We start from the raw sequence: 11,047 nt of genomic DNA, 5'->3' as shown, positions 1-11,047 counted from the left end.
GACTTGCATGTGTTAAGCACGCCGCCAGCGTTCGTCCTGAGCCAGGATCAAACTCTCCGTAAAAGAAAAACACCACAGACCACCCGAAAATAGGTGACCTGCAGCAAGTTTGATGCTGACCAAAAGGTACAAACAATCTGACGATTGTTGTCCATTTCAATCTCAAAGAAACCCAACACCCAGATACATCACACCGAAAGGTGTGACAACACTGAATGCCGAGGTATAATTTGGCATTTGACAATGTGCACGCTGTTGAGTTCTCAAGGACCAAACGCACCCGAAACCCGACGATCTAAACCATCTTCGCCCGAGGCAACTTTGAAACCTTATCCACCCGATCGGGCCCTGTCAAACCCGGTTCTAGACCGATGTTCAACTAGACTTCGACACTCCCGAGAGAGCTTCGCACCCAGTCCGAGGACTGGCGGTTGGAATCTTGCTTGCTCCTCCGCATCCCACTGAAGTGAGGGGAGAAGGTGTCCCGCTTGAGGAAGGTTAGCAGCTATCTGGAGCGACTAGCGCTTCAACCAGCGGCCCGTTTCCGTTCCTTTGGGGTGACAAGAGAAAACAATACGTGTCGATCCCGTTTCCGGCAAATCTCGGCCGCATCCCGGGCGTGTCGCGCGACACCTGCCGCCTAGACACAGCCAAGTCCCGCAGAAACGGCTCGTCCCCTCCTGAGTACAGGAGGGGACGAGCCGTTTCTGCGGGGCCAGCCGGCATCGCACTAGATCCGGGCGCGCGCCGGGTTGATCAGCGAGCCGAGGCCTTCGATGGCGATCTCGACCGTCGATCCCTCCGTGAACGGGCCGACGCCCGCCGGGGTCCCCGTCAGGATGATGTCGCCGGGGAGGAGCGTGAAGACATCGCTGACGTAGGCGACGAGTTCAGGAATCTTGTGGATCATCTGCATCGTCGACTCGCTCTGCAGCAGCTCGCCGTCGACTCGCGACTGGATCTTGAGGTCGCTCCAGTCCAGCTCGGTCTCGATGTACGGGCCGATCGGGCAGAAGGTGTCGTAGCTCTTGCCCCGGGTCCACTGTCCGTCCGACTGCTGCGGACCGCGGGCCGTCACGTCGTTGGCGATCGTGTAGCCGAAGACCACGTCGGCATAGTCCTCCGCCTTGACACGCTTGGCGACGGCGCCGATCACGATGGCCAGCTCGCCCTCCAGGTGGATCTCGCCTTCGACCGGCGGGATCTGGATCGGGTCGCCGGGGCCGACCACGGTGGTGTTGGGCTTCAGGAACATCACCGGGAACTCCGGCGCCTCCTGGCCCATCTCGTCGGCGTGGTCGTAGTAGTTCAGCCCGATGCCGACGACCTTGGAGCGCGGGATCACCGGCGCGAGGATCTTCGTGCTGCGCAGGGGCACGCGCTCCCCCGTCGTCTCGTAGCCGGCGTACATGGGGTCTCCGGCGAGGACGACGAGGTCCTCGCCGTCGACGACGCCGAAGCGGGGGTCTTCACCAGGACTAGCAAAACGCGCGATCTTCACGCCCCGAGCCTATCCCGGCACTACAGGACGCCGTCGCTCCACGGGTCGGGGTTGCCGAAGCGGTGTGCGGTGACGGCGACGGCCTGCTCCCGGAGGAAGGGGAGGAGCTCGAGGCGGGGCGCTGCCGTGACCGGCTGGGCGTACACGGCGACGGACGGGTCGCCGGCGAGGGCGACGTGGACCGCGGCGACAGCGGTGGCCGGACCCACGAGCCGCAGGCGCGTCGCACCGAGCGCACCCCGCGACAGCAGGTCGGCGAACTCCGTGTCGGCGGCAGGCGCCGACAGCCTCGACCCGAGCGCCTCGACGACCGACGCCGGGAGCTCGACCGCCGAGCTGACCTCGACCGGCGCCCCCGCGCGGAGTGCGGCGCACAGCACGCGCGCGAAGTCGGCCACTGAGCCGCCTTCGGCGAGCCGCACGGCCACGGGGAGGGGGCGGTAGCGGAACACGTTGCGCTCGAGGCCGACCCCGGACACGTCGACGGCGGCGCCGAAGGACGAACGCCAGGCGTGCTCGTCGGCGGTGGCCGCCGCCAGGAGTTCCTGCGCCCCGAATGCCTCGACGATCTGCCGCACGGCGGGCATCAGGTCGACAGGCGCCGGCTCTGTCAGGAGCGCCGGCCGCCACGAGCCGAGGTGCACCAGGTAGTTCGGGCCGCCGGCCTTTGCTCCGGCGCCGACCGTGGAGCGCTTCCAGCCGCCGAACGGCTGGCGGCGCACGATGGCCCCGGTGATGCCGCGGTTGACGTAGAGGTTGCCGGCCTCGACGCCCTCGGCCCAGGTGGCCAGCTCGTCGCGGTCGAGCGTGTGGATGCCCGCGGTGAGCCCGAAGTCGGTGGCGTTCTGCAGCTCGATGGCCTCGTCGAGGGTCGCGGCCGTCATGATGCCGAGCACCGGCCCGAAGTACTCGGTGCGGTGGAACGGGCTGCCCGGAGCGACCCCGGTGCGGATGCCCGGCGACCACAGGCGGCCGGAGTCGTCGAGGCGACGCGGCTCGACGAGCCACTTCTCGCCCGGCGACAGCACCGTGAGGGCATCGAGCAGCTTGCCCGCGGCGGGTTCGACCAGGGGCCCCATCTGCGTCGTCGGGTCATCGGGCAGCCCCACCCGAAGGCTCGAGGCGGCGTCGACGAGCTGGCGCAGGAAGCGCTCCGACGTCGCCACCGACCCGACCAGAATGGCCAGGCTCGCCGCCGAGCACTTCTGCCCTGCGTGCCCGAACGCCGACTTGACGACGTCGGAGGCCGCGATGTCGAGATCGGCGCTCGGCGTCACGACGATCGCGTTCTTGCCGCTCGTCTCGGCCAGCAGCGGCAGGTCGTGCCGCCACGAGCGGAACAGCTCGGCCGTCTCGAAGGCCCCGGTCAGGATCACGCGATCGACCTCCGGGTGCGACACCAGCCGACGCCCGAGGTCGCCCTCGTCGATGTCGACGAGGCGAAGCACGTCGCGCGGCACGCCCGCCGCCCACAGCGCCTCGACGAGAACGGCGCCGCAGCGCTTCGCCTGCCCGGCCGGCTTGATGACGACCGAGCCGCCCGCAGCGAGCCCCGCCAGGGTGGACCCCGTGGGGATGGCCACCGGGAAGTTCCACGGCGGTGTGACGACCACGAGAGCAGGGGGCAGGAACTCGGCCCCGTCGACGAGGTCGAGCTCTTCGGCGAGACCCGCGTAGTAGTTCGCGAAGTCGATGGCCTCCGACACCTCGACATCGCCCTCGGCGATGGTCTTGCCCGTCTCGCTCGCGGCGACCTCGATCAGGTCGGCGCGACGGCGACCCAGCTCGACGGCGCAGCGGCGCAGCACCTCGGCTCGGCCGGTCCCGCCCAGAGCGGCCCAGGAGGGCGCGGCGGCGACCGCTCCCCGGACGACCGACTCGAGCGTCGCGGAATCGATGATCCGTGCCGCTTCGATAGTCGCGACGCCGAGCTCGGACGACGGGACAGCGGCGAGAATCGCCCGGCCCCAGTCGCGGTTCGCGGCGAGCGCCGGGTCGGTGTCGGGCTCGTTGTGGAAGGTCTGACGCACGGCGAGCTGCTCGGTCGGCCTCGACTGCAGCCGGTGCGGCGCGGGCACCTCGTCGGTCGCTGCGCCGAGTGCCGCCAGGAAGCGATTCTTCTCGCGCTCGAAGAGGGCGTCGCTCGTGGCCAGCTCGAACACGGCCGACATGAAGTTGTCATGTGAGGCGTTCTCTTCGAGGCGGCGGATCAGGTAGCTGATGGCGACGTCGAACTCGCGCGGGTGCACCACCGGCGTGTAGAGGAGCAGCCCGCCGACGTCGGCCTTGACCAGCTCGGCCTGCCCCTCGGCCATGCCGAGCAGCATCTCGAACTCGACCCGATCGGCGACGCCGCGCTCGACGGAGAGCAGGTGGGCGAAGGCGATGTCGAAGAGGTTGTGCCCCGCGACGCCGAGGCGGACGGCGCGGGTGCGATCCTGCGTCATGGACCAGGAGAGCACCCTCTTGTAGTTGGCATCGCTGTCGAGCTTCGTGCCGTACGTCGCGAGCGGCCAGTCGTGGACGGCGGCGTCGACGTGCTCCATGGCGAGGTTCGCGCCCTTCACGACCCGCACCTTCACCGCCGCGCCGCCCGAGTCGACGCGTGTCGTGGCCCAGGTCGAGAGCCGCTGCATCGCGGCGAGCGCGTCGGGCAGGTAGGTCTGGAGCACGATGCCGGCCTCGAGCGAGTGCAGCTGCGGCTGGTCGAGCAGGCGCATGAAGACGGCGAGCGTCAGGTCGAGGTCGCGGTACTCCTCCATGTCGAGGTTGATGAACTTGGGCGAGGGCGACTGCGCCGCGATCTCGTACAGAGGCGTGAGCCGCTCGACGACGCGCTCGACCGTCTCGTCGAAGGCCCACATCGACAGCTGGCTCACGATCGACGACACCTTGATCGACACGTAGTCGACGTCGGGCCGCTCGAGCAGCGCCTTCGTCCCGGCCAGCCGGTGCTCGGCCTCGCGGTCGCCGAGCACGGCCTCCCCCAGCAGGTTGAGGTTGAGGCGGGTGCCATCGGCCTTGAGCGCCGCGATCGCCCTGCCGAGCCGCTCGGGCCTCGCATCGGCGATGAGGTGGCCGACCATCGAGCGCAGCACGCGCCGGGCGACGGGCACGACCACTCTCGGCGCGGCGGGTGCGAGCAGGCCTCCTGCGCGGACGGCCACCCTCATGTACCAGGGCAGGAACTCCGGTGCCCGCCTGGCCAGGTCGGCCAGGTTGCGTGCCGCTACCGAGAGGTCCTCGGGGCGCACGACCCGATCGACGAAGCCGATCGTGAACGCCAGCCCGGCCTCGTCGCGAAGGACCTCGGCGAGCAGCTCGGCCGAGCGAGTGCTCGGCGACGAGCTCGACTCGTGGACCCAGCGATGCGCGAGCGCGACCGCTGCTTCGCCCAGGTGGGTCGGGACGGGGGTGCTGAGGGACTCGTCAATGTCGGACACGCGGCAAGGATAGGAGCAAAACTTGCCGCTCGGCAAGGTCTGTAACGAGTTATTCACAAGCGGGGAAATCCGCTCATAGAAATTCCACTGATGCTGATATATTGTCGGCCACCACCGCGGGGCGACCACGATCTGGAGGCACTGATGACGATCATCGAGGCGCGAGGACTGACCAAGCGCTACAAATCCAAGTCCGGGCCCGTCCACGCCCTCGACGGACTCGACCTGTCGGTGCCGCGGGGCACGGTCAAGGCGCTGCTCGGCCCCAACGGAGCGGGCAAGACCACCACGGTGAAGGTGCTCACCACGCTCACGCGTCCCGACGAAGGCAGCGCGACCATCGCCGGCATCGACGTGCTCGCCGATCCACGAGCCACCCGGCGGGTCATCGGCGTCTCGGGCCAGTACGCCGCCGTCGACGAGAACCTCACGGGCTTCGAGAACCTGGACATGATCGGCCGCCTCTACCACCTCGGGCGAGCCGAGTCGCAGCGGCGAGCGCGCGAGCTCGTCGACATGTTCGACCTGACCGCCGCCGGCGACCGGCCGGTCAAGGGCTTCTCGGGCGGCATGCGGAGGCGCATCGACCTCGCTGGCGCGCTCGTCACGAACCCGGAGGTGCTCTTTCTCGACGAGCCGACCACCGGACTCGACCCGCGGTCGCGTCTGTCGCTCTGGGGCATCATCACCGACCTGGTGAAGGAGGGGACGACCGTCCTGCTCACCACGCAGTACCTCGAGGAGGCCGACCAGCTCGCCGACGACATCTCCGTCATCGACGGCGGCCGGGTCATCGCCGAGGGCACGTCCGATCAGCTCAAGGAGCAGGTCGGCGGCCACCGCGTCGTCGTCTCGCTGATGACCTCCGATGCGAGAGAGGAGGCCGTCCGCATCCTCACCCGATACGGCGACGGCGAGCCCGTCGTCTCGAGCGACGGCCGCACCGTCGACGTCGGCGTGACGAACGGCCCGCAGTCGCTGCAGAGCGTGCTGGCCGACCTCGAGGCATCGGGCATCGAGCTGCACGACGCCGGCATGCGGCGCCCGACCCTCGACGACGTGTTCCTGCGCCTGACCGGCCGGAGCACCGAGGCCGACGCAGGCGATCCCGACGAGACCGCCGGCCCCTCGGGCACGAAGTCGAAGAGGCCGAAGAAGTCGAAGCATTCGAAGGAGAAGGCAGCGTGACCGCCGTCATCGCCCCCGGCAGCCCCCGCGTCGCACCCGCGACAGGACTGGCCAGCTGGTTCTCGGACGGCTGGGCCGTCACCAAGCGCAACCTCATCAAGATCAAGCGCTCCCCCGACATGCTGATCTTCGCCGTTCTGCAGCCGATCATGTTCGTGCTGCTCTTCAGCCAGGTCTACGGCGGGGCGATCGCCGTCAAGGGCACGGACTACACGCAGTTCCTGATGGCGGGCATCTTCGCCCAGACCGTCGTCTTCGGAGCGACGTTCTCGGGGTCGGCGATGGCCAACGACCTCAAGAACGGCATCATCGACCGCTTCCGCACCCTGCCGATGTCGTCGTCGGCCGTTCTGATCGGGCGGACGAACTCCGACCTCGTGCTCAACGGGATCTCGATGGTGATCATGATGGCGACCGGGTTCGCCGTCGGCTGGCGGGTGAACGGCACGCCGCTCGAGTTCCTCGCCGGCGTCGGGCTGCTGCTGCTCTTCAGCTACGCGTTCAGCTGGGTGATGGCCCTGCTCGGCATGAGCGTGAAGTCGCCCGAGACGATCAACAACGCCTCGTTCATGATCCTGTTCCCGTTGACCTTCGTCTCGAACGCCTTCGTGCCGAGCGACACGCTGCCCACCGCGCTGCGCATCTTCGCGGAGTGGAACCCGGTGTCATCGCTCGTGCAGACGGCGCGCGAGCTGTTCGGCAACGAGGGCTCCACCCCGACCCCCGACGTGTGGACGCAGCAGCACTCGCTGGCCACCGTGCTCATCGGGATCGCGGTGATGCTCTTCGTGTTCGTGCCGTGGTGCATCCGACGGTACGAGTCGATCAGCTCGCGGTGAGCGCGGCACCGGCGAGCGCCTCCTCTAGCGTTCGGCGACGAGCCGGTCGAGCTCGTCGAGCGGGACCGTCACGATCGTGGCGATCACGAGCCGCATCGCCTCGGCGACCTTGACGGCGTCCCGGTCGTAGAGCCACTGCAGCTGCAGGCCGTCCTGCACGGCCAGAACGACTCGGGCCGCTGTCTCCGCCGTGAAACCAGGCGCGAGCAGACCGCGCTCTTCGGCGACCTCGAGGTACTGCGTCGTCGAGGCGATGATCCGCTCATAGAAATCGGCGTAGTAGTCGTGCGCCGGGTGCTCTGGAGACGTCGATTCGGCCGACGCAGTATTGAAGAGCTGGATGACGCCGGGCACGCCGACGTTGTACTCGGCGAGCTCGACCAGCTCGCCGAGCCGCATTCCGCCCGGATCGTCGAAATGCGTGCGAAGGCGCTCGTCGCGGCGACGGAGGACGGCCAGCAGCAGGGCGTCCTTCGTCGGGAAGTAGTGCATCAGCGACTGGTGCGAGACGCCGCACTGCCGCGCGATCTCGCGGAGCGACGCCCCGTGAAAGCCGGACTGCCCGAACACGGGCAGCGCCGCGTCGAGGATCGCCTCGCGCTTCGCCACGCCTTTGGCATAGCTGCCGCGGCGGGTGGCGACGCGCGCGTCGTCGGCGGTCGTCTCGATGCTCACGACACCGACGATACGGGAGGTCGGCGTGAGTAGGCTCTGCCGGGTGAAGCCCGTCGACTCTGCGACCGGTGCGGTTCGCAGCAGATCCCGGCGCCGATGAACTGGTCGCTGCTGCGCCGCCCGGCTTTCCGAGCGCTCTGGTGGGGCCGGCTCCTGTCGTGGGTCGGCAGCGGTGTCGGGCCGGTGGCGATCGTGTTCGCCGCTATCGACCTGGGTGCCGGAGTCACGGTGCTCGGCATCGTGATCGCGTGCCGGTCCATCCCGAACGTCCTTCTCGTGCTGTTCGGCGGAGCGGTGGCCGACCGGGCACCGAAGTGGGCGGTGGCGGTGACGGCCTCCGCCGTGTCGGCGGCCTCGCTCGCCGCGCCGGCGCTACTTCTCGCGACCGGCGACGCCAGCCTGCCGCTGCTCGCCGGAGCCGCGGCCGTGAGCGGCGCCGGCTCGGCGTTCTTCGCTCCGGCCACGGGGGCGCTGCTCCGCGACGTCGTCGAGACCGAGCAGCTCCGCGACGCGACGATCCTCAACCGGCTCGGCATGAACATCGGCCTCGTCGCAGGCACGGCCCTCGGCGGCGAGCTGGTCGACATGCTCTCGCCCGAGATCGCGCTGGCGGTGGGGTCTCTCCTCTTCACGGCCGCCATCCCCGTCTTCGCGGGCCTCCCCCGGCGAGCGCTGGGAGCGATCCGCGGCGGCTCGTTCGCGCACGACCTCCGCGAGGGCATCGCGTTCGTCCTCCGCACCCGCTGGCTGCGCTCGACGCTGGCTCTCCTCTTCGTCGCCCAGTTCGCCTTCGCCGGGGGTGTGCAGGTGCTCGGCCCTTTCGCCGCCGACGCCTCGTTCGGCCGGTCGCTGTGGGGCTTCGCCGGAGCCGTCCAGACCGTCGGCCTCGTCGTGGGAGCAGTGGTGGCCGGCAACCTGCGCGGCCGGCTGCGTCTGGCCACCGCGACCCTCGGCGTCGCCGGCATGGCGCTCCCCCTCGGAGTCCTCGCGCTCATCCTGACGGTCGACCCGGTCGTGATCGACCCGCTGCACTGGTTCTTCTGGCTGAGCGTCGCATTGGCCGGCGCGAGCATCGGGCTCGAGATCTTCACCGTCCCGCTCGACGTGATGATCCAGCACCAGGTGCCCCGCCCGTACCTGGCCCGCGCCTACGCCTGCCTCACGCTCGCCTCGCTGGCGGGAATGCCCGTCGGCGAGCTAGTGGTCGGCCCGGTCGTCGGCCTGATCGGCGCACCGCTCACTCTCTGCGGTCTCGGCACCCTCGTGCTCCTGGCGGCAGCCGCGGTCGCCGTGAGCCCGCGGGTGCGCCGGCTCGACCGCTCGAAGGCCTAGAGCAGGAACTGCCCGCCGACCCGCAGCCGCCCTCCGAGCGCACGGCATCCACGCCGTCAGACCGAGAAGCCGCCGTTGCTCGTGATGAGCTGCCCCGACACCCAGGCCCCCTGCGGCGACAGCAGGAAGCGCACCAGGTCGGCCGTGTCGGACGGCCGTCCGAGGCGGCCGGTGGGCTGGCGGGCGGTGAGGGCCTCCCTCGTCTCGTCGTCCATCCACCCGGTGTCGATCGGGCCGGGGTTGAGCGCGTTGGACGAGATGCCGAGGTGCCCGAGCTCGCGCGCCGCGGCGATGACGATGCGATCGAGGGCGCCCTTGCTCGAGCCGTACGGCATGTTGTCGACGACGTGGTCGCTGGTGAGGGCGACGATTCGCCCGCCGGGACCGGTCACCTGCTCGGCGAAGCCCTTGATCAGCAGCCACGCCGCCCGGACGTTCACGGCGAAGTGGCGGTCGAACGCCTCGACGGTCGTGTCCAGGATCCCGGAGTCGACGCTCTCGGAGTGCGACAGCACGATCGCGTCGATCGGCGCGAGGGCGGCGGCCGCCCGGTCGACCAGCGTCGACGCGTCTGCGGCATCGGCGAGGTCGGCTTCCATCACGACGGCCCGGCGGCCGAGCGCCTCGATGTCGGCGACCAGGGCGGGCACGTCATTCGGCCGGGAGCCCCAGCGCATCCGCTCCTCGTAGGCGGCGTTGGTCACCAGCACGAGGTCCCAGCCGTCTTCGGCCAGGCCCAGCGCAGTCGCGGCGGCGATGTTCTCGCGGCGGCCGGCGCCGGTGAGCAGGACTGTTCGGGACGTCTTCGTCATGCCGCCATCCTGCCAGGCCGCCATCCTGCCAGGCTGCCTGACTACCGGCGGCGAGGGCTCAGCGGCGGCGCTTGCGCGACGGGCGCGGCACGAACTTGCGGGGCTTCGCCGCCGGTCGAGGCGCTCGCGCGGGCTTCGCCGGAGCCGGCTCCTCGACGGGGGCGCGGTCGCGCGAGCTGTTCGCGGTGCGGCCTCGCACGACGCCGATGAAGTCGCCCATGGCGTCCGACTGGTCGCCCTCCGGCCAGACGAGGGCGATGGTCGTCGGTGGAAGCCCGTCGACCTGCCGGTTCACGGCGCCCTTGCGACCGTAGAGACGAGCGAGCGACTGGGGCATCACGGCGACGCCCGTGCCGGTCGCGACGACGCCCACCGCCTGGTCGAGGTCGAGGGTCGGGTCGAGGTCGAACCGGGTCTCGCCCTCGAGGTCGGCGAGCGCGACGAGCTTGTCGTCGGCGAGGGCGTGCTCGCGGGGCAGTACGACGAACGGGAGCTCCTCGTAGAGGGGGATGGCGTGCAGGCCGGAGCCCCGGAGCGGAAGGCGGGCGAAGGCCATGTCGGCCTGGCCCTCGGTCAGGGCCGTCTCGAGTTCCTGCGCCGTTGCAGGGATCAGGACGAGCGGGACGTCGGGGTAGCGCTCTTCCCAGATGCGCGACCACTTGCCGAGGGTCACCCCTGGCACGAACGCGATACGGAGCTCCACGCCCGAAAGGCTACCCTGGGGCAATGACCACCGAGAACAGCGATCAGCCGGACACCGCTCAGACGGCTCCGACCACGAAGTCGCGCGCGTCGCAGACCATGAAGCCCTTCACCGCCGCCAAGAAGCTCGGAGTGCACCTGCCGGCGACGCCCCAGGGGTTCCAGGACGCCCCGGTGACCCGCGAGCAGCTCGCCGATCTGCAGAGCGACCCGCCGGAGTGGCTCGTCGAGCTGCGCCGTACCGGGCCGCACCCTCGCCCCGAGGTCGCTCGCAAGCTCGGAATCACCATCTCGGGCCTGGCCCGCGGCGGCGTCGAAGACGCTCTCACCACCGACGAGATCCAGGCGCTGCTCGAGGAGATGCCGTTCTGGCTCTCTCAGGAGCGCTACAACCTCGCGCAGGTGCGCGACGAGGAGATCCGCATCCGCCAGCGCGACGAAGAGCGTGCGGCGAAACGAGCGGCCGAGGGCGAGTAGCCCCGCGGCTCTCCTCGAGAGATCGGCGCCCCGGGTCCTCAAGGTCGGCGCCTCGGGCATGTCTCACGTTGTCATGGC

At 69.6% G+C, this 11,047-nt stretch carries 9 protein-coding genes and 1 rRNA gene; 4 read left to right on the top strand and 6 right to left on the bottom strand.

Annotated elements, in window-relative coordinates; genetic code table 11:
* The 3 genes from AC07TY_RS14285 to AC07TY_RS14275 form a co-directional block, all read right to left on the bottom strand.
* Positions 1–63 (bottom strand): 16S ribosomal RNA (locus AC07TY_RS14285); the annotation flags it as partial.
* Between the two features lie 667 nt (positions 64–730).
* Positions 731–1,501, bottom strand: coding sequence for a fumarylacetoacetate hydrolase family protein (locus AC07TY_RS14280; protein WP_123507087.1), 771 nt, complete (start codon positions 1,499–1,501; stop codon positions 731–733).
* A 20-nt stretch (positions 1,502–1,521) separates the two neighbouring features.
* On the bottom strand, positions 1,522–4,944 hold the full coding sequence (locus AC07TY_RS14275; protein WP_494785735.1) for a bifunctional proline dehydrogenase/L-glutamate gamma-semialdehyde dehydrogenase: 3,423 nt from the start codon (positions 4,942–4,944) through the stop codon (positions 1,522–1,524).
* Between the two features lie 144 nt (positions 4,945–5,088).
* Here AC07TY_RS14275 and AC07TY_RS14270 point away from each other — a divergent pair, with 144 nt between their 5' ends.
* Together AC07TY_RS14270 and AC07TY_RS14265 are read left to right on the top strand one after the other, a co-directional pair.
* Positions 5,089–6,132 (top strand): ATP-binding cassette domain-containing protein, encoded by a 1,044-nt coding sequence (locus AC07TY_RS14270; RefSeq protein ID WP_494785734.1) that lies wholly within the window; start codon positions 5,089–5,091, stop codon positions 6,130–6,132.
* Positions 6,129–6,971, top strand: coding sequence for an ABC transporter permease (locus AC07TY_RS14265; protein ID WP_494785733.1), 843 nt, complete (start codon positions 6,129–6,131; stop codon positions 6,969–6,971). The genes AC07TY_RS14270 and AC07TY_RS14265 overlap by 4 nt, the downstream gene beginning before the upstream one ends.
* Positions 6,972–6,995: 24 nt before the next feature.
* Here the strand turns inward: AC07TY_RS14265 and AC07TY_RS14260 are convergent, their stop codons facing one another.
* Positions 6,996–7,646 (bottom strand): TetR/AcrR family transcriptional regulator, encoded by a 651-nt coding sequence (locus AC07TY_RS14260; protein WP_494785732.1) that lies wholly within the window; start codon positions 7,644–7,646, stop codon positions 6,996–6,998.
* Between the two features lie 96 nt (positions 7,647–7,742).
* Here AC07TY_RS14260 and AC07TY_RS14255 point away from each other — a divergent pair, with 96 nt between their 5' ends.
* On the top strand, positions 7,743–8,978 hold the full coding sequence (locus tag AC07TY_RS14255) for an MFS transporter (RefSeq protein WP_494785731.1): 1,236 nt from the start codon (positions 7,743–7,745) through the stop codon (positions 8,976–8,978).
* 56 nt (positions 8,979–9,034) lie between these two features.
* Here AC07TY_RS14255 and AC07TY_RS14250 read toward each other — a convergent pair whose 3' ends face one another.
* Positions 9,035–9,790, bottom strand: coding sequence for an SDR family oxidoreductase (locus AC07TY_RS14250; RefSeq protein WP_494785730.1), 756 nt, complete (start codon positions 9,788–9,790; stop codon positions 9,035–9,037).
* Between the two features lie 58 nt (positions 9,791–9,848).
* Positions 9,849–10,493 carry a LysR family substrate-binding domain-containing protein gene (locus tag AC07TY_RS14245; protein ID WP_488625484.1) on the bottom strand — a complete coding sequence of 215 codons (645 nt, stop codon included), beginning with the start codon at positions 10,491–10,493 and terminating at the stop codon, positions 9,849–9,851.
* A gap of 98 nt (positions 10,494–10,591) precedes the next feature.
* On the opposite strand from AC07TY_RS14245, the gene AC07TY_RS14240 reads away from it, so the two are divergent.
* Complete coding sequence (locus AC07TY_RS14240) at positions 10,592–10,969, top strand: DUF5997 family protein (RefSeq protein WP_494785743.1); 378 nt, start codon at positions 10,592–10,594, stop codon at positions 10,967–10,969.
* Positions 10,970–11,047: the final 78 nt, after the last annotated feature.

It is taken from the genome of Frondihabitans sp. GW821-FHT04F02, assembly GCF_059420045.1.
This window is presented reverse-complemented; position numbering and strand designations above follow the sequence as displayed.